The sequence below is a fragment of the Rhodovulum sp. YNF3179 genome, assembly GCF_050586465.1.
In the GTDB taxonomy this organism is placed as follows: Bacteria; Pseudomonadota; Alphaproteobacteria; order Rhodobacterales; family Rhodobacteraceae; genus CAJXYS01.
In genome coordinates this window covers 72,750-96,500 of sequence record NZ_JBOCEG010000005.1, presented here as the reverse complement: position 1 = coordinate 96,500, position 23,751 = coordinate 72,750, and the positions used below count along the sequence as shown (strand labels likewise).

25 protein-coding genes are annotated in these 23,751 nt (G+C 69.0%); 15 read left to right on the top strand and 10 right to left on the bottom strand.

What is annotated here, in order from left to right; genetic code table 11:
• Positions 1-107 precede the first annotated feature (107 nt).
• Positions 108-1,190 (top strand): phenylalanine--tRNA ligase subunit alpha, encoded by a 1,083-nt coding sequence (pheS, locus tag ACQ5SP_RS10255; RefSeq protein ID WP_430938273.1) that lies wholly within the window; start codon positions 108-110, stop codon positions 1,188-1,190.
• 79 nt (positions 1,191-1,269) lie between these two features.
• Positions 1,270-2,145: a nitrilase-related carbon-nitrogen hydrolase gene (locus tag ACQ5SP_RS10250; RefSeq protein ID WP_430938272.1), complete on the top strand. Its 876-nt coding sequence runs from the start codon at positions 1,270-1,272 to the stop codon at positions 2,143-2,145.
• On the opposite strand, the gene ACQ5SP_RS10245 is transcribed toward ACQ5SP_RS10250, so the two are convergent.
• Positions 2,142-2,333 (bottom strand): hypothetical protein, encoded by a 192-nt coding sequence (locus ACQ5SP_RS10245; protein WP_430938271.1) that lies wholly within the window; start codon positions 2,331-2,333, stop codon positions 2,142-2,144. The genes ACQ5SP_RS10250 and ACQ5SP_RS10245 overlap by 4 nt on opposite strands.
• A gap of 173 nt (positions 2,334-2,506) precedes the next feature.
• Between ACQ5SP_RS10245 and pheT the strand changes: the two genes are divergently transcribed.
• Both pheT and ACQ5SP_RS10235 read left to right on the top strand, forming a co-directional pair.
• Entirely contained in the window at positions 2,507-4,927 is a 2,421-nt protein-coding gene (gene pheT, locus ACQ5SP_RS10240) for a phenylalanine--tRNA ligase subunit beta (protein WP_430938270.1), read from the top strand.
• A 38-nt stretch (positions 4,928-4,965) separates the two neighbouring features.
• The gene (locus ACQ5SP_RS10235; protein WP_430938269.1) at positions 4,966-5,415 is read left to right on the top strand and encodes a YtoQ family protein; all 450 of its coding nucleotides are present in this window, start codon (positions 4,966-4,968) and stop codon (positions 5,413-5,415) included.
• Between the two features lie 4 nt (positions 5,416-5,419).
• Here the strand turns inward: ACQ5SP_RS10235 and ACQ5SP_RS10230 are convergent, their stop codons facing one another.
• Complete coding sequence (locus ACQ5SP_RS10230; RefSeq protein ID WP_430938268.1) at positions 5,420-6,130, bottom strand: glutathione S-transferase family protein; 711 nt, start codon at positions 6,128-6,130, stop codon at positions 5,420-5,422.
• A gap of 104 nt (positions 6,131-6,234) precedes the next feature.
• Positions 6,235-7,353: an alanine dehydrogenase gene (gene ald, locus ACQ5SP_RS10225; protein WP_430938267.1), complete on the bottom strand. Its 1,119-nt coding sequence runs from the start codon at positions 7,351-7,353 to the stop codon at positions 6,235-6,237.
• Positions 7,354-7,490: 137 nt separating this feature from the next.
• Between ald and ACQ5SP_RS10220 the strand changes: the two genes are divergently transcribed.
• Positions 7,491-7,949, top strand: coding sequence for an Lrp/AsnC family transcriptional regulator (locus ACQ5SP_RS10220; RefSeq protein WP_430938266.1), 459 nt, complete (start codon positions 7,491-7,493; stop codon positions 7,947-7,949).
• Positions 7,950-7,952: 3 nt separating this feature from the next.
• Here ACQ5SP_RS10220 and ACQ5SP_RS10215 read toward each other — a convergent pair whose 3' ends face one another.
• Both ACQ5SP_RS10215 and ACQ5SP_RS10210 read right to left on the bottom strand, forming a co-directional pair.
• A complete protein-coding gene (locus tag ACQ5SP_RS10215) occupies positions 7,953-8,282 on the bottom strand; it encodes an AzlD domain-containing protein (RefSeq protein ID WP_430938265.1) in 330 nt (109 codons plus the stop codon).
• The gene (locus tag ACQ5SP_RS10210) at positions 8,279-8,989 is read right to left on the bottom strand and encodes an AzlC family ABC transporter permease (protein WP_430938264.1); all 711 of its coding nucleotides are present in this window, start codon (positions 8,987-8,989) and stop codon (positions 8,279-8,281) included. Before ACQ5SP_RS10210 ends, ACQ5SP_RS10215 begins: the two co-directional genes overlap by 4 nt.
• Positions 8,990-9,065: 76 nt before the next feature.
• Between ACQ5SP_RS10210 and ACQ5SP_RS10205 the strand changes: the two genes are divergently transcribed.
• From ACQ5SP_RS10205 to ACQ5SP_RS10190, 4 genes are read left to right on the top strand one after another with little or no spacing between them, the layout of a single operon-like run.
• Complete coding sequence (locus ACQ5SP_RS10205) at positions 9,066-9,938, top strand: formate dehydrogenase accessory sulfurtransferase FdhD (RefSeq protein ID WP_430938263.1); 873 nt, start codon at positions 9,066-9,068, stop codon at positions 9,936-9,938.
• A complete protein-coding gene (gene mobA / locus ACQ5SP_RS10200; RefSeq protein ID WP_430938262.1) occupies positions 9,931-10,554 on the top strand; it encodes a molybdenum cofactor guanylyltransferase MobA in 624 nt (207 codons plus the stop codon). Before ACQ5SP_RS10205 ends, mobA begins: the two co-directional genes overlap by 8 nt.
• Positions 10,551-11,045, top strand: a complete 495-nt coding sequence (mobB, locus tag ACQ5SP_RS10195) for a molybdopterin-guanine dinucleotide biosynthesis protein B (protein WP_430938261.1) — start codon at positions 10,551-10,553, stop codon at positions 11,043-11,045. Before mobA ends, mobB begins: the two co-directional genes overlap by 4 nt.
• A gap of 26 nt (positions 11,046-11,071) precedes the next feature.
• A complete protein-coding gene (locus ACQ5SP_RS10190) occupies positions 11,072-13,156 on the top strand; it encodes a molybdopterin-binding protein (protein ID WP_430938537.1) in 2,085 nt (694 codons plus the stop codon).
• Between the two features lie 3 nt (positions 13,157-13,159).
• On the opposite strand, the gene ACQ5SP_RS10185 is transcribed toward ACQ5SP_RS10190, so the two are convergent.
• Together ACQ5SP_RS10185 and greA are read right to left on the bottom strand one after the other, a co-directional pair.
• Positions 13,160-14,194, bottom strand: a complete 1,035-nt coding sequence (locus ACQ5SP_RS10185) for a hypothetical protein (RefSeq protein WP_430938260.1) — start codon at positions 14,192-14,194, stop codon at positions 13,160-13,162.
• 27 nt (positions 14,195-14,221) lie between these two features.
• Complete coding sequence (gene greA, locus ACQ5SP_RS10180; RefSeq protein ID WP_430938259.1) at positions 14,222-14,692, bottom strand: transcription elongation factor GreA; 471 nt, start codon at positions 14,690-14,692, stop codon at positions 14,222-14,224.
• A 214-nt stretch (positions 14,693-14,906) separates the two neighbouring features.
• Between greA and ACQ5SP_RS10175 the strand changes: the two genes are divergently transcribed.
• The 3 genes from ACQ5SP_RS10175 (at position 14,907) to ACQ5SP_RS10165 (ending at position 19,218) form a co-directional block, all read left to right on the top strand.
• Entirely contained in the window at positions 14,907-16,562 is a 1,656-nt protein-coding gene (locus ACQ5SP_RS10175) for an electron transfer flavoprotein-ubiquinone oxidoreductase (protein WP_430938258.1), read from the top strand.
• Positions 16,563-16,658: 96 nt separating this feature from the next.
• Entirely contained in the window at positions 16,659-18,389 is a 1,731-nt protein-coding gene (locus ACQ5SP_RS10170; protein ID WP_430938257.1) for a tetratricopeptide repeat protein, read from the top strand.
• Complete coding sequence (locus tag ACQ5SP_RS10165) at positions 18,379-19,218, top strand: 4-(cytidine 5'-diphospho)-2-C-methyl-D-erythritol kinase (protein ID WP_430938256.1); 840 nt, start codon at positions 18,379-18,381, stop codon at positions 19,216-19,218. The genes ACQ5SP_RS10170 and ACQ5SP_RS10165 overlap by 11 nt, the downstream gene beginning before the upstream one ends.
• Here ACQ5SP_RS10165 and ACQ5SP_RS10160 read toward each other — a convergent pair.
• Positions 19,211-20,212 carry a polyprenyl synthetase family protein gene (locus ACQ5SP_RS10160; protein WP_430938255.1) on the bottom strand — a complete coding sequence of 334 codons (1,002 nt, stop codon included), beginning with the start codon at positions 20,210-20,212 and terminating at the stop codon, positions 19,211-19,213. The two genes, ACQ5SP_RS10165 and ACQ5SP_RS10160, sit on opposite strands and share 8 nt — an antisense overlap.
• A gap of 56 nt (positions 20,213-20,268) precedes the next feature.
• Here ACQ5SP_RS10160 and ACQ5SP_RS10155 point away from each other — a divergent pair, with 56 nt between their 5' ends.
• The 3 genes from ACQ5SP_RS10155 (at position 20,269) to ACQ5SP_RS10145 (ending at position 21,515) form a co-directional block, all read left to right on the top strand.
• Positions 20,269-20,487: a DUF2007 domain-containing protein gene (locus ACQ5SP_RS10155; RefSeq protein ID WP_430938254.1), complete on the top strand. Its 219-nt coding sequence runs from the start codon at positions 20,269-20,271 to the stop codon at positions 20,485-20,487.
• 2 nt (positions 20,488-20,489) lie between these two features.
• Positions 20,490-21,248 (top strand): tRNA1(Val) (adenine(37)-N6)-methyltransferase, encoded by a 759-nt coding sequence (locus tag ACQ5SP_RS10150; protein WP_430938253.1) that lies wholly within the window; start codon positions 20,490-20,492, stop codon positions 21,246-21,248.
• Positions 21,249-21,347: 99 nt separating this feature from the next.
• On the top strand, positions 21,348-21,515 hold the full coding sequence (locus tag ACQ5SP_RS10145; RefSeq protein WP_430938252.1) for a YdcH family protein: 168 nt from the start codon (positions 21,348-21,350) through the stop codon (positions 21,513-21,515).
• A 117-nt stretch (positions 21,516-21,632) separates the two neighbouring features.
• Here the strand turns inward: ACQ5SP_RS10145 and ACQ5SP_RS10140 are convergent, their stop codons facing one another.
• Complete coding sequence (locus ACQ5SP_RS10140) at positions 21,633-22,355, bottom strand: beta-ketoacyl-ACP reductase (RefSeq protein WP_430938251.1); 723 nt, start codon at positions 22,353-22,355, stop codon at positions 21,633-21,635.
• Positions 22,356-22,442: 87 nt separating this feature from the next.
• Positions 22,443-23,618: an acetyl-CoA C-acetyltransferase gene (locus ACQ5SP_RS10135; RefSeq protein ID WP_430938250.1), complete on the bottom strand. Its 1,176-nt coding sequence runs from the start codon at positions 23,616-23,618 to the stop codon at positions 22,443-22,445.
• Positions 23,619-23,751: the final 133 nt, after the last annotated feature.

The window sequence follows — 23,751 nt, the reverse complement described above, 5'->3', positions numbered from 1 at the left end:
TCCGGCGGGGATATTTCCGCCACTTGGAAGGGCCGGGCGCCGGGCTTGCAATCCGCCCCCCCGCTCGGTACCAGACAGAAAGAACAGGATTGGCCGGAGCCCCGCGCATGGATGACCTGAACGAGCTGAAGACCCGGATCCTCGCCGAGATCGCGGCGGCCCGCGACGAGGCCGCGCTGGAAGCGCTGCGCGTCGCCGCGGTCGGCAAGAAGGGCGAGGTCAGCCTGAAGATGCGCGAACTGGGCAAGATGAGCCCGGAAGAGCGCAAGACGGCGGGTCCGGCGCTGAACGCGCTGAAGGACGAGATCAACGCCGCGCTGGCGGCCCGGAAGACGGCGCTGGCCGATGCCGCGCTCGAGGCACGGCTCGCCACGGAGTGGCTGGACGTGACCCTGCCGGGCCGGCCCCGGCGCGACGGCAGCGTCCACCCCGTCAGCCAGGTGATGGAGGAGGTCATCTCGATCTTCGCCGACATGGGCTTCGCCGTGGCGGAGGGGCCGCAGATCGAGAGTGACTGGTACAATTTCGACGCGCTCAACATCCCGCCCGAGCACCCTGCGCGCCAGGAGCACGACACCTTCTTCATGAACCGGGCCGAGGGCGACGCGCGCCCGCCGCATGTGCTGCGCACGCACACCAGCCCGGTGCAGATCCGGCACATGCAGGCCCATGGCGCGCCCTGCCGGGTCATCGCGCCGGGGCGGGTCTATCGCATGGACATGGACCAGACCCACACGCCCATGTTCCACCAGGTCGAGGGTCTCGCCATCGGCGAGGACATCTCGATGGCCAACCTGAAATGGGTGCTGGAAGAATTCTGCCGCGCCTTCTTCGAGGTCGACGAGGTCGAGCTGCGCTTCCGCGCCTCGCATTTCCCCTTCACCGAGCCGTCGGCCGAGGTCGACCTGCGCTGTTCCTGGGAGGGTGGCCAGCTCCGGGTGGGCGAAGGCGACGACTGGATGGAGATCCTCGGCAGCGGCATGGTGCATCCCAGGGTGCTGGAGGCCGGCGGGATCGATCCGGAGAAATGGCAGGGCTTCGCCTTCGGGCTGGGCATCGACCGGCTGGCGATGCTGAAATACGGGATCCCCGACCTGCGCGCGTTCTTCGACAGCGACCTGCGTTGGCTGCGCCATTACGGCTTCGCCAGCCTCGAGGTGCCGACCGTGCATGCGGGGCTGAGCCGCTGAAACCGGCCGCGCGGCTCTTGCATCGGCCGCGCCGCGCGGGCTAGCGGTGGCAGGCCACCCACCCGCCCCGGAGGCCCGCATGTCACAGACGCTTCGCATCGGCGCCGCGCAGTTCGCCAACGCGATCGGCGATCTCGACGCCAATCTCGACCAGCATCATCACTGGGTCGCCGAGGCGCGGCGCGCCGGGGTCGAGCTGCTGGTCTTTCCCGAGTTGTCGATGACCGGGCATTACGGGGCCGAACACCTGCTGGACGTCACGATGAAGCGCGACGACCCGCGGCTGGCGGCGCTGTCGCGGGCGGCGGGCGACATGCGCGTCGTGGTCGGCTTCATCGAGGAAGGGCCGGCCGCGCAGTTCTACAACGCCGCCGCGGTTCTGCAGCGCGGACGCGTCGTCTACCTGCACCGCAAGATCAACCTGCCCTCCTATGGCCGGTTGATCGAAACCAAGTACTACGCCCAGGGCCGGTTCGTGGACACCCATGCCATCGACGCGGATTGGCGCATGGGGCTGCTGATCTGCGCCGATCTCTGGAACCCGGCCCTGACGCATCTGAGCTTCCTTCACGGCGCGACCTTGCTGGTGACGCCGATCTCGAGCGGGGTGGAGGCCGTGGGCGAGGCTTTCGACAACCCGTCCGGCTGGACCGCGACGATGCATTTCTACTCGATGATGTACGGCGCCCCCTCGGTCATGGTGAACCGCGTCGGAACCGAGCTCGACCTGAATTTCTGGGGCGGATCGCGGATCCTGGACCCTTTCGGTCATCCGCTGGCCATCGCGGGCCAGGATCCCGAACTGATCGTGGCCGACGTGGATTACGCCGAGGTGCGGCGCGCCCGGGCGCTCTTGCCGACGGTGCGCGACAGCAACATGGGGCTGGTCAGCCGCGAGACGGATCGGCTGCTGGACCGGCTCGGCGTCCCGGACATCATCCGCGACGAGGACTAACCGCCGAGGCCGAGCATCCGGCAGACCGTGCCGACGATCTGGGACTGGCAGCTCAGCGCCTGCTGCACCTTTCCCGAGAGGGCGCCGCCGGAATTGTTGCCCGCAAGCCCGAAGCCGATCAGCAGCACGAGGGCCAGGAGCATCGGCTTGAGAAGTGGCGCCAGAGAGTCGAAGAGCGTGCGGAACATGGGTCCACCTCGCGTCTTTCATGGACTGGATGCGGTCTCCGGGCCGGTATTATAGCGCGGAATCGGGCGATACTGTGGCACCGGCCGCGTGGCGCGGCCCCGGGGCCTTTCCCACCGCCGGGGGATGCGCTAAGCACGGCCCGCAAACGGTAGCTTTCAGGGGCGGCGCACGCATGAAGTTCACTCTATCCTGGCTGAGGGAGCATCTGGAGACCGAGGCCCGCCTCGAGGAGATCCTCGAGGCCCTGACCGATCTCGGCCTCGAGGTCGAGGAGGTCGCTGATCCGGCCCAGACGCTCGGCGCCTTCCGGATCGCCCGGGTGATCGCCTGCGAGCAGCATCCCAACGCGGACCGGCTGCGGCTCTGCCGGGTCGAGACCTGGCCCGAAGGCCCGGAAGGCCCGACCGAGGAGGTCCAGGTCGTCTGCGGCGCGCCCAACGCGCGCACGGGGATGGTGGGCGTTTTCGCCCCGGTGGGCACCCATGTACCGGGCACCGGCGTCGACCTGAAACCCGGCGTGATCCGCGGGGTGGAGTCGAACGGGATGCTCTGCTCGGAGCGCGAGCTGATGATCTCCGACGATCACGAGGGAATCATCGATCTGCCCGGGGACGCGCCGCTCGGCCAGCGCTACATCGACTATCGCGGCATCAATGATCCGGTGATCGACATCGCCATCACGCCCAACCGCCCCGATGCGCTGGGGGTCGAGGGCATCGCGCGGGATCTCGCCGCGCGCGGCATCGGGCGCAAGATCGACCGGCCGGCGGCGCCGGTGCCGGGGAGCTTCGCGTCGCCCGTTGGCGTCTCGATCGACGACGACGTGCGGGCAAAGGGCTGCCCGCTCTTCTGCGGCCGGGTGATCCGCGGCGTCAAGAACGGCCCCTCGCCCGACTGGCTGCAACAGCGGCTGAAGGCGATCGGGCTGCGGCCGATCTCGGCCCTGGTGGACATCACCAATTTCTTCACCTTCGACCGGAACCGGCCGCTGCACGTCTTCGACGCCGACAAGGTCGCGGGCGACCTGCGGGTGCATTTCGCGGCGGGCGGCGAGACGCTGACCGCGCTCGACGAGAAGGCCTACACCCTGGCGCCCGGCATGATGGCTATCTCCGATGACAACGGCGTCGAGAGCATCGCCGGGATCATGGGGGGCGCGGAGACCGGCTGCACCGAGGACACGGTGAACGTCTTCCTCGAGTCCGCCTACTGGGATCCGATCACCATCGCCGCGACCGGGCGCAAGCTGAAGATCAATTCCGACGCGCGCTACCGTTTCGAGCGCGGCGTCGATCCGGCTTTCACCCCCGACGGTCTGGAACTGGCCACGCGGATGATCCTCGAGCTCTGCGGCGGCGAGGCCTCCGAGGTCGTGACCGCCGGAGCGGTGCCCGACACCACGCGCCACTACGCGCTGGACACGGGCCGGGTGCAGTCGCTCGTCGGCATGGACATTCCGGCCGAGGAACAGCTGCGCATCCTCGGATCGCTCGGCTTCACGGTCGAGGGCGACCGGGTGGCGCCGCCGTCCTGGCGGCCGGACATCCACGGCCCGGCCGACCTGGTGGAAGAGGTGGCGCGGGTCGCCTCGCTGACCAAGCTGGAGGGCAAGCCGCTCCGCCGGGTGCGCCCGGGCGTGCCGAAACCGGTGCTGACCCCGATGCAGCGCCGCGAATCCACCGCGCGGCGCACCATCGCCGCGCTTGGCTACAACGAATGCGTGACCTACAGCTTCATCGACGATCGCGCGGCCGAACTCTTCGGCGGCGGGGGCGACGCCGTGGCGCTGGAAAACCCGATCTCCAGCGAGATGAGCCATATGCGTCCCGACCTGCTTCCGGGGCTCTTGCAGGCGGCGGCGCGCAACCAGGCGCGCGGCTTTAACGACCTCGCGCTGTTCGAGGTGGGCCCGGCCTTTCACGGCGGCGAGCCCGGCGAGCAGCACATGCAGGCCGCGGGTGTCCTGATCGGCCAGACCGGTCCGCGCGATCCCCATGGCGCGCGGCGGCCGGTGGATCTCTACGACGCCAAGGCCGATGTCGAGGCGGTTCTCGCCGCGATCGGCGCACCGGCGAAGGCGCAGGTGGCCCGCGACGTGGCGTCCTGGTGGCATCCGGGGCGGTCGGGCGTGATCCGGCTGGGTCCGAAGAACGTTCTGGCGGCCTTCGGAGAGCTGCACCCGAAGGTTCTCGAGACGCTCGACGTCAAGGGTCCGGCGGTGGCGTTCACCGTTTTCGTGGCGAACCCGCCCTTCCCGCGGTCGCGCACGACCACCCGCCCGGCGCTGGAGATCAGCGATCTGCAGGCCGTCGAACGTGATTTCGCCTTCGTGGTCGATGCCGGCGTCGAGGCCGCCACGCTCGTGAACGCGGCGCAGGGCGCAGACAAGAGCCTGATCGAGCGGGTGGCGATCTTCGACGAGTTCGCCGGCCCCAAGGCCGAGGCCCAGATGGGGGCCGGCAAGAAGTCGCTCGCGCTGACCGTGCGGCTGCAACCCACCGACAGGACCCTGACCGACGAAGAGATCGAGGCGGTCGCCCGCAAGATCGTCGACAAGGTTCAGAAAGCGACGGGCGGCGTGCTGCGGGGCTGACGCCCCGGCGCGCGTGCCCGCCGAAAAGGAGAAGCGACATGACCCTGACCGTCTATCTCGCCGGAGAAATCCACACCGACTGGCGCGAGGAGATCGCCGTAGCGACCAACGGGCTCGACGTGACCTTCACCGCGCCGGTGACCGATCATCCGGCCTCGGACGATTGCGGCGTCGCGATCCTGGGCGCCGAGGACGACAAGTTCTGGCATGACCGCAAGGGTGCAGGGATCAACGCGATCCGCACCCGCAAGGCGATCGCGGATGCCGATGTCGTGGTGGTGCGTTTCGGGGACAAGTACAAGCAGTGGAACGCCGCCTTCGACGCGGGCCAGGCGGCCGCGCTGGGCAAGTCGCTGATCGTCCTGCAGCCGCCCGAGCACGACCACGCGCTGAAAGAGGTCGACGCGGCCGCCGACGCCGTCGCCCGCACGCCCGAACAGGTGGCGCAGATCCTGCGCTACGTCCTGCAGGGCAAGCTGCCGGGCTGACGGGTCAGCCGCCCGGCGCGGGCGGTATCTTCACCGCCCGCCGAGACGCCGGACGCGCCATGCAGCGATCGTAATAGGCCGGCAGGTTGGCAAGATCGCGCCAGCCGGTCTCGTCGCCGGCCTCGTAGAACTCCAGCAGCGTGCGGAGCCACGGGAAGGTGGCGATGTCGGCGATGCTGTAATCCGCACCCATAATGAAGCGCCGCCCCTCGAGGTGCCGGTCCAGAACCCCGAGCAGGCGCGCGGTTTCCCCGACGTAGCGGTCGCGCGGGCGCGGGTCGTCGATCTCCTTCCCGTCGCCCTTTGTGAACCAGCCGAGCTGGCCGAACATCGGACCGACGCCGCCCATCTGGAACATCAGCCACTGCAGCGTCTCGTAGCGCGTGGCCGGATCGTCGGACAGGAAGCGGCCGGTCTTCTCGGCGAGGTAGACGAGGATCGCGCCGGACTCGAAAAGGCCGATCGGCTGGCCGCCCGGACCGTCCGGATCGAGGATCGCGGGGATCTTGTTGTTGGGGTTCAGGGACAGGAATTCCGGCGTGAACTGGTCCTTGTCGGCAAAGCTGATCCGGTGGGCCTCGTAAGGCAGGCCGGTTTCCTCCAGCATGGCCGAAACCTTGATCCCGTTCGGCGTGGTCAGCGAGTAGAGTTGCAGGATCCCGGGGTTTTGCGGCGGCCAGCGGCGGGTGATCGGAAAGCCGGAAAGATCGGTCATCGGATGCTCCTTGGTTGTCGGGCCCTACCTATGCCGCGGCCCCGGCAATGAAAAGCGCCGCACAGGGGCTGTGCGGCGCTGCAGGGCAAAGGTGGTGCGGGAGGTTACTGTTTCACCACCTTCTGAGGCGAGATCACGTCGATGCCGAGCGCCCGGCCGACCGCGTAATAGGTCAGCTGGCCGGCATGAACGTTGAGCCCGTCCAGCAGGTGCGGGTCGTCGATGCAGGCCTGCCGCCAGCCCTTGTCCGCGAGGTTCAGCATGAACGGCATGGTCGCGTTGCCGAGCGCGATGGTCGAGGTCCGCGCCACCGCGCCGGGCATGTTGGCCACGCAGTAGTGCATGATCCCGTCCACGTCGTAGATCGGGTCGGCATGGGTGGTCGGCTTCGACGTTTCGAAGCACCCGCCCTGGTCGATGGCGACGTCCACCAGCACCGCGCCCGGCTTCATGTCGGCGAACTGGTCCCGGCGCACGAGCTTCGGCGCCTCGGCCCCGGGGATCAGCACCGCGCCGATCACCATGTCGGCCTGCTCCAGGTGTTCGGCCAGCAGCCCGGCCGAGGAGTAGCCGGTGTTGAAGAGATCGCCGAACACGTCGTCGAGATAGCGCAGGCGGGGCAGCGACCGGTCGAGCACGGTCACGTCCGCGCCCATCCCGGCCGCGATCCGCGCGGCATGGGTGCCCACGACGCCGCCGCCGATCACCAGCACCTTCGCCGGCCCGACGCCCGGCACGCCGCCCATCAGCACGCCGCGCCCGCCATTGGCCTTCTGCAGGGTCCACGCGCCCATCTGCGGCGCGAGCCGCCCGGCGACCTCTGACATCGGCGCAAGCAGGGGCAGCCCCCCGCGGTCGTCGGTGACGGTCTCGTAGGCGATGGCCGTGACGCCCGACTCGAGCAGGTCGCGGGTCTGCTCCGGGTCCGGGGCAAGGTGAAGATAGGTGAACAGCACCTGCCCCTCGCGGAGCAGCTTGCGTTCCACCGCCTGGGGTTCCTTGACCTTCACGATCATGTCGGCGGTCTCGAAGATTTCCTCGGCCGTGTCGAGGATCGCGGCGCCGGCGGCGCGATAGGCGTCGTCGTCGAACCCCGCCCCGGCCCCGGCGCCGGTCTCGATGACCACCTCGTGGCCATGGGCCACCGCCTCGCGGGCGGCGTTGGGCGTCATGCCGACGCGGAATTCCTGTGGCTTGATCTCTTTCGGGCAACCGATGCGCATGGCGTCCTCCCTTGCAGCTTTGCACGAGAATGCCGCAGCCGCCGGAAAATTGCATTGCAAAGATAGCTGGAGAAACGCAGCGTTTTGCGTAGTATCCACGGTTAATCATGCCCATGACGCAAGGATTCTGCACGAATATGGAACTCGACACGACGGACCGCCGAATCCTGTCGGTGCTGCAGCGCCGGGGCCGCATTTCCAACGCCGAGCTGGCGGAGGAGGTGAACTTGTCCGCCTCGGCCTGTCACCGGCGGGTGCAGCGGCTGGAACAGGCCGGCGTGATCCGGGGCTATGTCGCGCTGCTTGACGGCAGGGCGGTGAACCGCCGCTCCACGGTCTTCGTCGAGATCACGCTGCAGCGCCAGGCCGACGAGGTCATGGACGCCTTCGAGCGCGAGGTCGCGCTGATCCCGGACGTGCTCGAATGCTATCTGATGGCGGGCACGGCCGACTACCTGCTGAAGGTCGTGGCAGAGGATGCCGACGATTTCGCCCGTATCCATCGCCGCCACCTCGCGCGCTTGCCGGGCGTGGCGCAGATGCATTCCTCCTTCGCGCTGCGCACGGTCTGCCGGACGACCGCGCTGCCGGTGTGACGCTCAGCCGGTCAGGTACTGCACGAGATAGAGCACCCCCATCCCCCCGAAGACCGACGCGACCACGTTCCGGGTCCAGAGCCCGATCGCCAGGGCTGCCGCCGCGGCGGCCAGCCGGGCGGCGTCGGGCTGGCCGCCGGTCGCCCGCGGCCAGAGGATCAGCGGCGCGATCAGACCGGGCATCACCGCCACCGGGGTATAGCGCAGATGGCGCAGCACCCATCCGGGCAGCTTGCGGTCGCCGATCAGCCCGATGAAGGAAAACCGCAAGAGCCAGGTCCCGAGCCCGAGCAGCAGGATGATCGTCCAGATCGTGGCCGTGGAAAGCGTCATGACCAGCGCCCCCGCCGCTGCAGCCAGAGCTCCACCTGCGCACCCGTGGCCATCGCCGCGACCGCCGCGATCATCAGCCAGAGGTTATAGGGCAGGAAAGCCAGCGCCAGCGACACCGCGACCGACACCGCCGCCGCCGCCACATGGGCAAGCGTGCGCATCATCGGCGCGATGATCGCGAGGAAGGTGATCGGCACCGCGAAATCGAGCGCGAATTCGGGCGGGATGCGTGCGCCCAGCTCCGCGCCGATATAGGTCGCGGCGTACCAGGGGATGCAGACGGGGGACATGCAGCCGAAATAATAGGCGATGCGTTCCGGGATCGTCATCTCGGGCCGGCGTTCGTATTCGGCGATGGAGCAGGCATAGGACTGGTCCACCATGAAATAGGCCGCGAGCGCCCGCTGCCAGAGCGGCGCGCCGCCGATATAGGGCGCGAGCGAGGCCGAATACATCGCCATGCGCAGGTTCACCGCCAGCGCGGTCGCCAGCACGATGAAGACCGGCGCGTTTTCCTGCATCAGGGCGATGGCCGCGAACTGCGAGGCGCCCGCGATCACCAGCGCGGTCATGCCCATCACCTCGGCCAGGTTCAGCCCGGCTTCGGTCGCCACGACCCCGAAGAGCATGCCGAACGGCACCACCACCAGCACGAAGGGGGCGCCGTCGCGGAAGCCCCGCCAATAGGTCTTCTGTCTGCTGGACATCGCCTCGCCCCTCGGTCACTCTCCGGGCCGTGCATAACCGCTGGACCACAGGCGAAAAAGCGACAAATCCTGATCGATGGCAGAAGAATTCCTGATAGGACCGGACCCGGCCGACCCGCGCCTGACCCGCGCGGTCGAAGGCGTGGATCACACCGGCGCGGCGCAGGAGATCCGCGTGGTGATGGAGCGGCCTCTGACCATCTACCTGAACCGCCAGGAAATCGTCACCGCCATGACCATCGGGGATTATCCCGAATACCTGGCGCTGGGGTTCCTGCGAAACCAGGGCATGCTCTCGCCCGACGAAGAGGTGACCGGCGTCGATTTCGACGCCGAGCTCGAGACCGTCGTGGTCCGGACCGCGCGCGAGACCGACTACGAGGAAAAGCTGCAGAAGAAGACCCGCACCAGCGGCTGCGCGGTCGGCACGGTCTTCGGCGACATGATGGAGGGGCTGGAGGGCGTCGCCCTTCCGCGGGCCGAGCTGCGCACCAGCTGGCTCTATGCGTTGGCCAAGAAGATCAACACGGCGCCGAGCCTCTACCTCGAGGCAGGCGCGATCCACGGCACGGTGCTGTGCCAGGGGGATCGGCCGCTCGTCTACATGGAGGATGTCGGCCGTCACAACGCCGTCGACAAGATCGCGGGCTGGATGATGTCCGAGCGGGCCGACGCCGCCGACAAGATCCTCTACACCACCGGGCGGCTGACCTCGGAGATGGTGATCAAGACGGCCATGATGGGGATCCCGGCGCTGGCGTCGCGCTCGGGGTTCACGGCCTGGGGCGTCGAGATCGCGCGCGAGGTGGGGCTGACGCTGATCGGCCGGATGCGCGGGCAGCGCTTCATCTGCCTGTCCGGCGCAGAGCGGCTGGTCTGGGATGCCGACCCGGCGCAGGTTGCGGACGAGCCGGGCAGGGCGCGTCGCAAGGGGGCGCGGCATGACTGACATCCCCGGCGTGATCCTGGCGGGCGGGCTGTCGAGCCGGATGGGCGGTGGCGACAAGGGTCTCCGGGCGTTGCACGGGCGCAGCCTGCTTGGCCGGGTGATCGACCGGATGGCGCCCCAGGTGGGCGAGATCGCGCTCAACGCCAATGGTGACCCGGCACGGTTCGCGGAATACGGCCTGCCGGTGATCCCAGACAGCGTCGCCGGGTATCCCGGCCCCCTTGCCGGCGTTCTGGCCGGGCTGGACTGGGCGGCGGGGCGCGGGGCCGAGGCCATCGTGACGGCGGCCGCCGACACGCCCTTCTTTCCGCGCGACCTTGTGCGTGGCCTGCAGGCCGCGGCGTCCGCCGACGGGGTTTCGCTCGCGCTCGCCGCCACGCCGGATCCCGCGCGCGGCCTGGTCCGGCATCCGACCTTCGGGCTCTGGCCGGTGGCGCTGCGCGAGGACCTGCGCGCCGCGCTCGATGCCGGCGTGCGCAAGGTCGTGCAATGGACGGATCGCCACGGCGCGGCGACGGCGGTCTTCGCGACCGAACCCTACGACCCGTTCTTCAACGTCAACACGCCGGCGGACATGGATCGCGCCGAGGCCCTGCTGACGGAGGGGGCGGGGTGAGGGTCTTCGGCGTCGTCGGCTGGAAGAACTGCGGCAAGACCGGGCTTGTGGAACGGCTCGTGGCAGAGATCACGGCACGCGGCCATTCCGTCTCGACCGTGAAGCACGCGCATCACGCGGTGGACGTGGACCAGCCCGGCCGGGACAGCCATCGCCACCGAACCGCCGGGGCGCGGGAGGTTCTGCTTGCCTCGGGACGGCGCTGGGCGCTGATGCACGAGCTGCGCGACCTGCCGGAGCCGCCGCTCGCGGAGCTCCTGGAAAAGCTGGCGCCGGTCGATCTCGTGCTGGTCGAGGGCTACAAGCGCGATGCCCACCCCAAGATCGAGGCGCACCGCGCCGCGGCCGGCCAGCCGCTGATCGCCGACACGGATGACAGCGTGCGCGCCATCGCAAGCGACGTGCCGCTGCCCGGCGCGCGGGTCCCGGTCTTCGATCTCGACGATACCGCCGGGCTCGCGGCGTTCCTCCTGCGCGAGACGGGCCTGTGAGCGGGGCGCATTTCGATACCGTCGTGATGGTCGACTGGTCGGGCGGCAACGACACCGGGCCGCGCCCCCGCAAGGACGCGATCTGGGCCTGTATCGCGCGGGGCGGCCGCGTCGAGGCGCCGGTTTACCTGCGCAATCGCGGCGCGGCCGAGGATTGGCTGTCCGATCTTTTCGCGGCCGAAGCCGCGGCCGGGCGCCGGGTTCTGGCGGGGTTCGATTTTCCCTTCGGCTACCCGGCCGGCTTCGCCGCGCGGCTGGTGGGGGCGCCCGATCCGCTGGCGCTCTGGGACTGGTTCGCCGCGCGCGTGCAGGACGCGCCCGGCGGCAACAACCGGTTCGACCTCGCCGGCGAGATCAACGCGATGTTCCCCGGCACCGGCCCCTTCTGGGCCAACGGCCTGAAGCGTGATATCGCCGACCTGCCGCGCAAGGACAGGCGGGACGGCCACGGCCTGCCGGAACGGCGGCGCTGCGAGGCGGTGGCAAAGGGGGCGTTTCCCTGCTGGCAACTCGCCGGGGCGGGGGCGGTCGGCGGCCAGGTCATCATGGGACTGCCCGTGCTGGCGCGGCTGCGCCGCCGCTTCGATGCCGCGGCCTGGCCCTTCGAGGCCTGGGACACCGCGCCGGTTGTGCTCGTCGAGGTCTGGCCGTCGCTGATCGCGGACGCGGTAAAGGCTGCCATGGTCGAGGGCGAGATCAAGGACGCCGTGCAGGTGCAGGTTCTGGCACGGGCGCTGTCGGCGCTCCCGCCTGCCCGGCTCGCCGCGTTGATGGATGTCGATGCCGCCGAGGAAGGCTGGATCCTGGGCCTTGGACACGAGGCCGAACTGGCCCGCGCTGCCCGGCCCGACCCGGTGCCGCCTGCGCTCGGGAACGACTGTTTCGCCCTGCCGGCGGGGGTGGACTGGACGTCGGTCGACGACGCACTGGCGCAGTTGCGGGCGGGCCTGCACCCGGTCGTCGCCAGCGAGACCCTGTCCAGCACCGAGGCGCTGGGCCGCGTCCTGGCGGCGGCGCCGGTCGCGCGGCGCTCGAACCCGCCGGCGCCCAACTCCGCGGTTGACGGCTACGGGTTCGCCGCGTCGGCGGGGGCCGGAACGGGGCCGCAGGTCCTGCCGCTTGTGGCGGGGCGTGCCGCGGCCGGGGCCCCCTTCGAGGGGCGCGTCCCCGAGGGCCACGCGATCCGCATCCTCACCGGCGCGATCCTGCCCGAGGGCGTCGAGACCGTCGTGCTCGAAGAGGACGTGACCGCCGACCCCGATCGCATTGCCTTCAACGGGCCGGTGAAGCCCGGCGCCAACACCCGCAAGGCGGGCGAGGACGTCGCGGAGGGCGCGACCATCCTGGCGCCGGGGCACCGGTTGCGGCCGCAGGACCTTGCCCTGCTGGCGGCGCTCGGCGTGGACCGGGTCGCGGTGCATGCGCCGCTGCGCGTCGGCGTTCTGTCCACCGGCGACGAGATCCGGCCGCTCGGCGTCGCGGCGGGGGTTGGCCAGATCTACGACGCCAACCGCCCGATGCTGCTGGGCCTCGCGGCGCGCTGGGGATATGCCCCGGTGGATTTGGGCCATGTGCCCGACGACCGGGCCGCCCTTCGCGCCCGGCTCGACGCCGCCGCGGGCGAGGCCGACGTGATCCTCACCTCGGGCGGCGCGTCCGCGGGCGACGAGGACCATGTCTCGGCCCTGCTGTCCGAGGCGGGCGCGATGCAGACATGGCGCATCGCGGTCAAGCCCGGACGCCCGCTGGCGCTGGGGCTCTGGCAGGGCGTGCCGGTTTTCGGCCTTCCGGGCAACCCGGTCGCGGCCTTCGTCTGCAGCCTGGTCTTCGCGCGCCCGGCGATGGGCATCCTCTCCGGCGAGGGCTGGCAGGTGCCCCGGTGCTTCACCGTGCCCGCCGCCTTCTCGAAATCCAAGAAGCCGGGACGCCGCGAGTACCTGCGCGCGCGTCTCGACGAGAACGGCCATGCCGAGGTGTTCAAATCCGAAGGCTCGGGCCGCATCTCGGGGCTCAGCTGGTCGGAGGGGCTGGTCGAGATCGGGGATGGTGCACGCGAGATCGCGCCGGGCGATCCGGTGCGGTTTCTGCCCTACGGCGCCTTCGGGCTCTGATCTTCAGTCGAAGGTGCCGGTCACGCGGCCGAGCAGCATGAAGGCGCGGGCCGTCCGCGTGTTGGCGAGCCCGGCGATTTCCTGGTCGCTCGCATTGCCCTCGAAGGCGGCAAAGGTGCGGTCGAACTGGCGCAGGAAATGGTGCACCGCGTCACGGAAGACGGGATCGTTCTTCATCCGTCCCGAGGCCAGCGCCAGCGAGGATCGGTCGCGGATGCCGCCCAGCGCCGCGATGCTGCGGCCCCTTTCGCCCTGTGCGAACTTGCGCCAGATCTCGGGCCGGGCGCGGTCGGGGTTCAGGTCGTCCATGTAGATGCCGTCCTGGCTGAGCAGCGTCAGGACGTCCTGCGCGGCGCGCACGAGCCGCGAGGTCTCGCGGTCCTCGAGCGCCCGGCGCAAGGTTCGGAACCCTTCCTTGTCCTTCTCGTTTTCCGGGAAGTTCAGCGCCCGGATGAATTCCGAGACCGAGATCGGCGCGCGGTATTCCTCGCCCGTGCCGAGCGCGAGGCTGGCCTGCCGGTCGCCATCCGGCTGCCGTGTCCGGGCCAGCGCCGCCTTCTCGCCGGAGTCCTGGGGCGGCGGGGCCGCGGCCGGACCGTCGCGGCGGGTCGTGAAGGTGGCGATGACGGTCTCGGTCTTTTTCTGGGCGGCCGCGATCTCGTCGAGCTTTTTCTCGACCGAGGGCTTGATCGCGAAACCGGCCGTCTGCTGCTGGGTGACATAGGCCTGGCGCATCGCGTCGATGGCGGTCTGGAGCCGCGCGGACTCCTCGCGCATGATCCGCGAGGTCTTGGCGACGGTGGCGGCGATCCAGATCATCGCGATGGGCAGGACGACGCCCATGAACGTCATCAGGTAGCCGAGGGCATCGTTCGCCACCGCCTGCCATCCGCCCATGACGAAGAAGAAAACGCCGACGGCGACAAGCCAGACCAGGGTCAGGAGACCGGCGACGATCTCGGCGGCTGAGACGGAGGACCCTTCCTTGCGGCCGTAGACGCCTAGGTCGAGCGCCGGGTCCTTCCTGTCCTGAGCCATGCCGCCGAATCCTCGACCGATGCCGCCTCAGACGTACTTGACCGCGAGTATCTCGTAGCTGCGGGTCCCGCCGGGCGTGTTGACCTCGACACTGTCACCTTCCTCCTTGCCGATCAAGGCTTTGGCCAGCGGTGACTTGATGTTGAGAAGGCCCTTCTCGATATCCGCCTCGGCCTCTCCGACGATCTGGTAGGTCTTTTCCTCGTCGGTATCCTCGTCGACCAGGTCGACGGTCGCCCCGAACTTGATCGGTCCCGACAGCTTGGCCACGTCCACCACTTCGGCCCGGCCGATCAGGCCCTCGAGCTCGGCGATACGGCCCTCGATGAAGCTCTGTTTTTCGCGTGCGGCGTGATACTCGGCATTCTCCGAGAGGTCGCCATGCTCGCGCGCTTCGGCGATGGCGCGGATGACCGCGGGACGCTCGACCGACTTCAGCGTCTTGAGCTCCTGGTCGAGCGCGGCGTGCCCGGCCGGTGTCATGAGTATCTTTTCCATGCGCTCTCTTTATGCTTCGGGGGTGGCGTTTTCGGTCGAAGCCGAAGCATTACAAGAGCGACTTGCGGTTGCAAGTGGTCGCGGGCCGCCGTCCGGCAAAAAGCCCGGGCGTGGCGCAGCGTCGCATAAGATTGCTGCGGCGCCGCGTAACGAATTGACCTGATCTGCACCGGTCAGATAACCATGTTGCGGTATCTGGCGGAGGAGACCCGGAATGTCCGAGATCGAACGGGAATCGATGGAATACGACGTCGTGATCGTAGGCGCGGGGCCGGCGGGCCTGTCAGCGGCGATCCGTCTGAAGCAGCTCGATCCCGAAACGGAGGTCGTCGTGCTCGAGAAGGGCTCCGAGGTGGGCGCGCATATCCTGTCGGGTGCCGTGCTGGATCCCTGCGGGCTGGACGCGCTGATCCCCGACTGGAAGGACAGGGGCGCCCCCGTCAACGTGCCCGTGACACAGGACAACTTCTACATCCTCGGCGAAGCCGGGGGGGTGCGGGTGCCGAACTGGCCGATGCCGCCGCTGATGAACAACCACGGCAACTACATCGTCTCCATGGCCAATCTCTGCCGCTGGATGGCGGAGCAGGCCGAGGAACTCGGCGTCGAGATCTTCCCCGGCATGGCCTGTTCCGAGGTCGTCTACGGCGCGGATGGCCGGGTGACCGGCGTTGTCGCGGGCGAGTTCGGCCGTAATCCGGACGGCACGCCGGGGCCCTCCTACGAGCCCGGGATGGAACTGCACGGGAAATACGTCTTCCTCGGCGAGGGCGTGCGCGGGTCGCTGTCCAAGGAAGTGATCGCCAAGTTCGGGCTGTCCGACGGGCGCGAGCCGCAGAAATACGGGCTCGGCATGAAAGAGATCTGGGAGATCGACCCGGACAAGCACCGCGAGGGCACCGTCACCCACACGATGGGCTGGCCGCTTGGCAAGAACGCGGGCGGGGGATCCTTCATCTATCACCTGGACAACAACCAGGTCTATGTGGGCTTCGTCGTGCACCTGAATTACGAGAACCCGCATCTCTATCCCTACATGGAATTCCAGCGCTTCAAGCATCACCCAATGGTCGCGGAGCTGCTCGAAGGCGGCAAGCGCGTGGCCTATGGCGCGCGGGCGATCAGCGAGGGCGGCTACCAGTCGATGCCGAAGGCCTGTTTCCCCGGCGGCGCCCTGCTCGGCTGCTCGGTCGGGCTGGTGAACGTGCCGCGCATCAAGGGCAACCACAACGCCATGCTGTCGGGCAAGGCGGCGGCCGAGGCGGCCCATGCCGCGATCAAGGAGGGCCGCGCCGGTGACGAGCTGACGGCCTATGACGACGCGCTGCACAACGGCCCCGTGGGCAAGGACCTGAAGCGCGTTCGGAACGTCAAGCCGCTCTGGTCCAAGATGGGGCTGGCGGCGTCGCTCGGTCTCGGCGGGCTCGACATGTGGGTGGCGAACCTGACCGGCGCCAACATTCTCGGCACCATCGCTCACGGCAAGAGCGACGCGGAGGCGACCGGCAAGGCGTCGGATTATCCCGAGATCGCCTACCCGAAGCCCGACGGCAAGCTGTCCTTCGACCGGCTGACCAATGTCAGCTTCTCCAACACCAACCACGCCGAGGAGCAGCCCTGCCACCTGCAGCTGCAGGATCCCTCGATCCCGATCGACGTGAACCTGCCGAAATACGCCGAACCCGCGCAGCGCTACTGCCCGGCGGGCGTCTACGAGGTGGTGCGCGACGAGGACGGATCGAACCCGCGTTTCCAGATCAACGCGCAGAACTGCGTCCACTGCAAGACCTGCGACATCAAGGATCCGAGCCAGAACATCCGCTGGGTCACCCCGCAGGGCGGCGAGGGGCCGAACTACCCGAACATGTAGGCGCGGCACCGCGCGCGGCGGCATTCGTGATCGCCCGCGCCCCCGCCCCGCATTGCCAAGCGGGCAGGGGCGCACTACTCTTCCACGGATATCCCGATGGACGCGGAGCCGACCCATTCCATGATCGCCAAGATCCGACTCGCCCTGGCCGCAACCCTCGGCCTGGTCGCCGGTTTCGCGCCGGCCCCGACCGTGCTGGCGGACCCGCTGCCGTCCGGCGCCTACCTGGCGGGCCGCACGGCCAGCCTCGCCTCCGATTTCGGCGCCGCCAAGCGGTACTACACCGAGGCCGTCGCCCGCGATCCGGGCAATCTGCGGCTGCTGGAAAACGCGCTGGTCGCCTATGTGGGGCTGGGGGACATCGACGGTGGCCGGCCCATCGCGCGACAGCTCGTCGACAAGGGCACGGAGAGCCAGCTGGCCGGGCTCGTCATGCTGGCGGCGAACCTCAAATCCGGTGATTTCGACGCCGTCGAATCCGCCTTCGATGCCGGCGCAAGCTACAGCCCGCTGATCGACGGGCTCGTGCGCGGGTGGGCGCTGCTGGGGCAGGGACGCATGTCCGACGCGTCGGCGCAGTTCGACGAGGTGTCCTCGTCCGGCGCGATGGCGGATTTCGGGCAGTATCACAAGGCGCTTGCGCTTGCCGTCGTCGGGGACTTCGAAGGCGCCGACGCGATCCTGTCGCAAGGCTCCGGCGCCGCGGCGCGGGTCAGCCGCGGGGCCCTTGTGGCCCATGCGCAGATCCTCTCGCAGCTCGAACGCAACGCAGAGGCGCTGGAGATGCTCAACGACGCCCTGCAGGGCGCGTCCGACCCCCGTCTCGAGGCCCTGCGCGACCGCATCGAGGCGGGCGAGACCGTGGCCTATGACTTCATCACAACCGCCCAGGACGGCGCGGCGGAGGTGTTTTACGCGCTGGCCTCGGCCTTGCGGCCCGAGGCCTCGGCACAGCACACGCTGCTCTATGCGCGGATGGCCGAGTACCTGCGCCCCGACAGTCTCGACATATTGCTGCTCAGCGCGGAATTGCTCGAGGATATGGGCCAGTTCGACCTTGCCACGGCGACTTACGACAAGGTTCCGCGCGACCATCCGGGTTTCTACAGCGCCGAAAGCGGGCGTGCGCAGGCGCTCTACTCCGCGGGCAAGCCGGATGCGGCCGTCGAGGTTCTGAAGCAGCTTGCCAAGAGCCGTCCGGAGATCCCGAATATCCACATCTCGCTGGGCGACATGCTGCGCCGCGAGGAACGCTACGAGGAAGCCGCGACCGCCTATGACCGCGCGCTCGACCTGCTGCCCGATCCGCAGCCGACGCACTGGTTCATCTATTACGCCCGCGGCATCGTGCACGAGCGTATCGACGACTGGCCCCAGGCCGAGGCCGATTTCCGCAAGGCGCTGGAGCTTTCGCCGGGCCAGCCGCTGGTGCTGAACTATCTCGGCTACTCGCTCGTCGAGAAGCGCGAGAAACTCGACGAGGCGCTCGCCATGATCGAGCAGGCCGTCGAGGCGCGGCCCAATGACGGCTACATCACCGACTCGCTCGGCTGGGTGCTCTATCGTCTGGGCCGCTACGCGGAGGCCGTCGTGCCGATGGAGCGCGCGGTGGAATTGCTGCCGGTCGATCCGATCGTCAACGACCACCTGGGCGACGTCTACTGGATGGTGGGCCGCAAGCTGGAGGCCGAGTTCCAGTGGAAGCGGGCGCTCTCCTTCGACCCGGAGCCGGAAGAGGAAAAGCGCATCCGCCGCAAGCTGGAGGTCGGGCTCGACCAGGTTCTCGAGGACGAAGGCGAGATGGCCGTCAGCCAAAATGGCAACTGACGACGCGGCGCCGGCCAAGATCAATCTCGCGCTGCATGTCACGGGCCGCCGCGCGGACGGGTATCACCTGCTGGACAGTATCGTGGTGTTCACGGCGCTGGGCGACCGGGTCAGCGCTGCCCCCGCGGCGCAGCTGTCGCTCGCGGTGACGGGACCGATGGCGGCCGGCGTGCCGGCCGGCCCGGAAAACCTCGTCCTGAAGGCGGCGGGCCTGTTCGGCGCCGCGCCCGGGGCGCGCATCGACCTGGAAAAACACCTGCCGGCCGCGGCCGGGATCGGCGGCGGGTCGTCCGACGCGGCGGCCGCGCTGCGCGTGCTGGCCCGGCTCTGGGACAGGCCGCTGCCCGATGCCGCCGCGGTGCTCGGGCTTGGGGCGGACGTTCCGGTCTGCCTCGACGCGCGCCCGGCGCGGATGCGCGGGATCGGCGAGCGCCTCGACCCGCTGCCGGATCTTCCGCCGGCCTGGCTGGTCCTGGTGAATCCGGGCGTCGCGGTGGCGACGGGGGCCGTCTTTGCCGGGCTTGCCCGGCGCGACAATGCCCCGATGGATCCCCCGCCACCGGGTTTTGCCGATGCCGCGGCGCTCGGCGCCTGGCTCGTTTCGCAACGCAACGATCTCGAGGCGCCCGCCATCGCGGCGGCGCCGGTGATCGGTGACGTCCTGAAGGCCCTCGCGGGGATGCCCGAGGTTCTTCTGGCGCGGATGTCCGGCTCCGGCGCGACCTGTTTCGGGCTGTTCGCCACCGCCAGGGCGGCAGAGGCGGCCGCGCGCCGCATCGCGGCGGCCCGGCCGGGCTGGTGGGTGCGGGCGACGCCCGTGCTCAGGTGACGCGGGCGACCACGTAGTCCAACAGCTCCGACAGAAGCGTCTTGATCTCGCCGGCGGGCAGCGGGGCGAGCGCGTCGCGCGCCTCGGCCGCCCAGCCGAGCGCCGCCGCCCGCGTGGCTTCGAGCGTGCCGTGACGGCCCATGATCTCGAGCGCGGTGGCCAGGTCGCCCTCGGTCTGGGTCCCTTTCTCGATCACGCGCGTCCAGAACGCACGTTCCTCGGCGTCGGCGGCCGCGACGGCCTTGATCACCGGCAGCGTGAGCTTGCGTTCGCGGAAATCGTCGCCGGTGTTCTTGCCGAGCGACTGGCTGACGCCGCCGTAATCCAGCAGGTCGTCGACGATCTGGAAGGCGATGCCGAGCGCGTCGCCGTAGCGATGCAGCGCCGCGACCTGTTCCTCGGGCGCGCCGGCGATCACGCCGCCCACTTCGGTCGCCGCGGCGAAGAGCGCGGCGGTCTTGCCACGGATGACCTTGAGGTAGATTTCCTCGTCGGTGCGGAGATCGCGGGCCGCCGAGAGTTGCAGGACCTCGCCCTCGGCGATGGTCGCCGAGGCGTTGGCGAGAATGTCGAGCACGCGCAGCGAGCCGGTCTCGACCATCAGCTGGAAGGATCGCGCGAAGAGATAGTCGCCCACCAGCACCGAGGACGGGTTGTCCCAGAGCAGGTTCGCCGTCGGGCGACCCCGGCGCTGTTCGCTCTCGTCCACGACGTCGTCGTGGAGCAGCGTGGCCGTATGGATGAACTCGACCGTCGCGGCGAGGTGGACGTGATAGGGTCCCCCATAGCCGCAGAGCCGCGCCGCGGCGAGCGTCAGCATCGGCCGCAGCCGCTTGCCGCCGGCCTCGATCAGGTGGGCGGTGACCTCGGGGATGCGCGGGGCGTGTTCCGACGCCATCCGGTCCCGGATCAGCGCGTTGACCTCGGCCATCTCCGTGGAAAGCAGCGCCGCCAGGGCGTCATGGGGTTTCGGGGATGTCTCGTCCAAGCTCATCACGGGTCCGTCAATTGCCTCGACAAGCGGCGGGTGCAGCCGCTATGTGCAAGGACATGAAGGAGCTTTTGCGCACCAACGATCCGACCATCATCGCCTTCGCCACGGCCTTGCTTCGCGGCGAGGATATAGACTGCTTTGAAATGGACGTCCACATGAGTGTGCTCGAAGGCTCCATCGGCATCATGCCGCGGCGCCTGATGGTGGCGGACCGGGACGCGTTCCAGGCCCGGGCGATCCTCCGCGAGAACGACATCGAGCTGCCGGAGCGCTGAACGTGGCCTTTCCCGACAGCGCGCTGACGACGGATGGCTTCCTGTCCGGCCGGCTGCGCCTGCGCCAGCCGCGCAGGGGCTACCGTGCGGCGACCGATCCCGTACTGCTGGCCGCCGCCGTTCCGGGACGCGCCGGCGAGACGGTGCTAGAACTCGGCTGCGGTGCCGGTGCGGCGAGCCTTTGCCTGGCCGCGCGTGTCCCGGACGTCGCGCTGACCGGGCTGGAACTGCAGCCCGACTACGCCGACCTGGCGCGCCGGAACGCGGCCGAGAACGGGTACGCGCTGCGCGTCGTCGAGGGCGACGTGGCCGACCTGCCCGCGGCGCTGCGTGCCGAAAGCTTCGACCATGTCATGGCGAACCCGCCCTATTACCCGATGGCGGCCGGCACGGCCGCGGCGGATGCCGGGCGCGAGACGGCGCTGCGCGAGGCGACGCCGCTCGCGGCCTGGATCGACACGGGTATCCGCCGGCTGAAGCCCGGCGGGTGGCTCACGGTGATCCAGCTGGCCGAGCGGTTGCCGGATCTCCTGGCCGGTCTCGATACCCGGATGGGCAGTGTGACCGTCCTGCCCCTGGCGGCGCGGGCGGGCCGGCCCGCCGGGCGGGTCATCCTGCGCGCGCGCAAGGGCGGACGGGCCCCGTTCTGCCTGCTTGCGCCGCTGGTGCTGCATGCGGGGCCGGATCATCACGCGGATGGCGAGGACTACACGCCCGCGGTCCGGGCCATCCTGCGCGACGGCGCCGCGCTCGACATCTGAGCCCGCCGGCAAAACATCGCGTTTTAGTCAGGAACCTGATGACACGACTCGGTTTCTGTGCTGCAATTTACATGTCCGTTACACAGAGAGGAGGCCCAGATGGCTCTGAGTTCGCATGTGCAGGAACTCCGTAGGAAACACGAAACCCTCTCGAAACGCGTTGAAGAAGCCCAACGCAGTCCCGGCGTGGACGATCTCCGGATTGCCGAGCTGAAAAAGCAGAAGCTGCGGATCAAGGAAGAGATCGAGCGCCTCTCTCACCAGTAAGGCCCGCTTGCCCGCCCGTCCCGTTGCCCGGGACCCGGCACGGCGCATGCATCCCCCGAAATGACAGAGGCCGGCGAAACCGCCGGCCCCTGCTGCACCTTCGATCTGCCGAGGTCGTCAGATGAAGTACTGGCCGCCATTGGCGGTGATCGTTGACCCGGTGACGAAGCCGGCCTCGTCGGACACCAGGAAGACCACGCAACGCGCGATTTCCTCGGGCTCGCCCAGGCGACCCACCGGGATCTGGCCGATGATCGCCTCGCGCACTTTTTCCGGCACGGCCATGACCATGTCCGTGGCGATGTAGCCCGGGCAGATCGCGTTCGCGGTGATGCCCTTGGACGCGCCTTCCTGCGCCAGCGTCTTGGTGAAGCCGAGATCGCCCGCCTTGGAGGCGGCGTAGTTGGCCTGACCGAACTGGCCCTTCTGGCCATTGATCGAGCTGATCGTCACGATCCGGCCGAAGCCGCGCTCGCGCATGCCGGGCCAGACGGGATGGGTCATGTTGAAGACGCCGCTGAGGTTGGTGTCGATGACCTCGCGCCACTGTTCGGGGGACATCTTGTGGAACGGAGCGTCCCGGGTGATGCCGGCATTGTTGATCAGGACATCGACCGGCCCGAGCTCGGCCTCGACCTTCTTGATGCCCTCGGCACAGGCGTCGTAGTCGGCGACCGACCACTTGAAGGTCGGGATGCCGGTTTCCTCGGTGAATTTCGACGCGGCCTCGTCATTGCCGGCATAGTTCGCGGCGACGGAATAGCCCGCCGCTTTCAGCGCTTTCGAGATCGCCGCGCCGATGCCGCGGGTTCCCCCGGTGACCACTGCAACTCGTCCCATGTATCCTCCGCTGGGTTTAATCTGTTTGAAATCCTGTTACGCGAAATGAAAAGGCCGCGCAAGAATGTTGCGCGGCCTTTCTGCCCGTCAGGGGCGCTCGATGCACATGGCGACGCCCATGCCGCCGCCGATGCAGAGCGTGGCGAGACCCTTCTTGGCCCCGCGGCGGCGCATCTCGAAGAGCAGCGTGTTCAGCACCCGCGCACCCGAGGCCCCGATGGGGTGGCCGATGGCGATCGCGCCGCCGTTGACGTTCACGATCTCCGGGTCCCAGCCCATGTCCTTGTTCACGGCGCAGGCCTGGGCGGCGAAGGCCTCGTTGGCCTCGACGAGATCGAGATCCTCGACCTTCCAGCCGGCCTTTTCCAGCGCCTTGCGGCTGGCATGGATCGGGCCGACGCCCATGATCGACGGATCAAGGCCGGCCGTGGCGTAGGAGGCGATGCGCGCCAAGGGCTCGATGCCGCGCTTCTCGGCCTCCTCGGCGGACATCAGCAGCGCGCCCGCGGCGCCGTCGTTGATGCCCGAGGCGTTCGCGGCCGTGACCGATCCCTCCTTGTCGAAGGCCGGGCGCAGCTTCTGCATGCCTTCGAGGGTGGCGCCGTGGCGGATGTACTCGTCATCCTCGACCACGATGTCGCCCTTGCGCGTCTTGACCGTGAAGGGGACGATCTCGTCCTTGAACTTGCCGGCCTTCTGGGCGGCCTCGGCGCGGTTCTGGCTGGTGACGGCGAATTCGTCCTGCTGTTCGCGGCTGATCTGCCACTTTTCGGCGACGTTCTCGGCGGTGATGCCCATGTGGTAGCCGTTGAAGGCATCCCAGAGCCCGTCCTTGATCATGGAGTCGATGAACTTCATGTCGCCCATCTTGTGGCCCGCGCGCAGATGCGCGACGTGCGGGCTCAGCGTCATGTTCTCCTGGCCGCCCGCGGCGACGATATCGGCATCGCCCAGCTGGATATGCTGCGCGGCCAGCGCCACGGCGCGCAGGCCCGAGCCGCAGACCTGGTTGATCCCCCAGGCCGCGCTCTCGATCGGCAGGCCGGCGTTGACATGCGCCTGGCGGGCCGGGTTCTGGCCCTGGCCGCCGGTCAGAACCTGCCCGAGGATCGTCTCGGAGACCTCCGACTTCTCGATCCCGGCGCGGGCGACCAGCGCCTCGAGAACGGCGGCGCCCAGGTCATGGGCCGGGGTGTTTGCAAAAGCGCCGCTGAAGCTGCCGACCGGCGTGCGGGCGGCGGAGGCGATAACGACATTGGTCATGGCAAGTCCTTTCAGGTGCGTTGCGCGATTCGGTCCGGCGCCGAGGATAGGACGCGGGCCGCCCCGCGAACACCCGGCACGGAAGTGCCCGATTTCTGCGCATGCATAATAAATTTTCTGCAATTGCGAAAGA

What these genes read in the sequence shown, in the direction of transcription:
- pheS (WP_430938273.1), top strand. Translation starts at nt 108, where the DNA reads ATGGATGACCTGAACGAGCTGAAGACCCGGATCCTCGCCGAGATCGCG.
- ACQ5SP_RS10250 (WP_430938272.1), top strand. Translation starts at nt 1,270, where the DNA reads ATGTCACAGACGCTTCGCATCGGCGCCGCGCAGTTCGCCAACGCGATC.
- ACQ5SP_RS10245 (WP_430938271.1), bottom strand. Translation starts at nt 2,333, where the DNA reads ATGTTCCGCACGCTCTTCGACTCTCTGGCGCCACTTCTCAAGCCGATG.
- pheT (WP_430938270.1), top strand. Translation starts at nt 2,507, where the DNA reads ATGAAGTTCACTCTATCCTGGCTGAGGGAGCATCTGGAGACCGAGGCC.
- ACQ5SP_RS10235 (WP_430938269.1), top strand. Translation starts at nt 4,966, where the DNA reads ATGACCCTGACCGTCTATCTCGCCGGAGAAATCCACACCGACTGGCGC.
- ACQ5SP_RS10230 (WP_430938268.1), bottom strand. Translation starts at nt 6,130, where the DNA reads ATGACCGATCTTTCCGGCTTTCCGATCACCCGCCGCTGGCCGCCGCAA.
- ald (WP_430938267.1), bottom strand. Translation starts at nt 7,353, where the DNA reads ATGCGCATCGGTTGCCCGAAAGAGATCAAGCCACAGGAATTCCGCGTC.
- ACQ5SP_RS10220 (WP_430938266.1), top strand. Translation starts at nt 7,491, where the DNA reads ATGGAACTCGACACGACGGACCGCCGAATCCTGTCGGTGCTGCAGCGC.
- ACQ5SP_RS10215 (WP_430938265.1), bottom strand. Translation starts at nt 8,282, where the DNA reads ATGACGCTTTCCACGGCCACGATCTGGACGATCATCCTGCTGCTCGGG.
- ACQ5SP_RS10210 (WP_430938264.1), bottom strand. Translation starts at nt 8,989, where the DNA reads ATGTCCAGCAGACAGAAGACCTATTGGCGGGGCTTCCGCGACGGCGCC.
- ACQ5SP_RS10205 (WP_430938263.1), top strand. Translation starts at nt 9,066, where the DNA reads ATGGCAGAAGAATTCCTGATAGGACCGGACCCGGCCGACCCGCGCCTG.
- mobA (WP_430938262.1), top strand. Translation starts at nt 9,931, where the DNA reads ATGACTGACATCCCCGGCGTGATCCTGGCGGGCGGGCTGTCGAGCCGG.
- ACQ5SP_RS10190 (WP_430938537.1), top strand. Translation starts at nt 11,072, where the DNA reads ATGGTCGACTGGTCGGGCGGCAACGACACCGGGCCGCGCCCCCGCAAG.
- ACQ5SP_RS10185 (WP_430938260.1), bottom strand. Translation starts at nt 14,194, where the DNA reads ATGGCTCAGGACAGGAAGGACCCGGCGCTCGACCTAGGCGTCTACGGC.
- greA (WP_430938259.1), bottom strand. Translation starts at nt 14,692, where the DNA reads ATGGAAAAGATACTCATGACACCGGCCGGGCACGCCGCGCTCGACCAG.
- ACQ5SP_RS10175 (WP_430938258.1), top strand. Translation starts at nt 14,907, where the DNA reads ATGTCCGAGATCGAACGGGAATCGATGGAATACGACGTCGTGATCGTA.
- ACQ5SP_RS10170 (WP_430938257.1), top strand. Translation starts at nt 16,659, where the DNA reads ATGGACGCGGAGCCGACCCATTCCATGATCGCCAAGATCCGACTCGCC.
- ACQ5SP_RS10165 (WP_430938256.1), top strand. Translation starts at nt 18,379, where the DNA reads ATGGCAACTGACGACGCGGCGCCGGCCAAGATCAATCTCGCGCTGCAT.
- ACQ5SP_RS10160 (WP_430938255.1), bottom strand. Translation starts at nt 20,212, where the DNA reads ATGAGCTTGGACGAGACATCCCCGAAACCCCATGACGCCCTGGCGGCG.
- ACQ5SP_RS10155 (WP_430938254.1), top strand. Translation starts at nt 20,269, where the DNA reads ATGAAGGAGCTTTTGCGCACCAACGATCCGACCATCATCGCCTTCGCC.
- ACQ5SP_RS10145 (WP_430938252.1), top strand. Translation starts at nt 21,348, where the DNA reads ATGGCTCTGAGTTCGCATGTGCAGGAACTCCGTAGGAAACACGAAACC.
- ACQ5SP_RS10140 (WP_430938251.1), bottom strand. Translation starts at nt 22,355, where the DNA reads ATGGGACGAGTTGCAGTGGTCACCGGGGGAACCCGCGGCATCGGCGCG.
- ACQ5SP_RS10135 (WP_430938250.1), bottom strand. Translation starts at nt 23,618, where the DNA reads ATGACCAATGTCGTTATCGCCTCCGCCGCCCGCACGCCGGTCGGCAGC.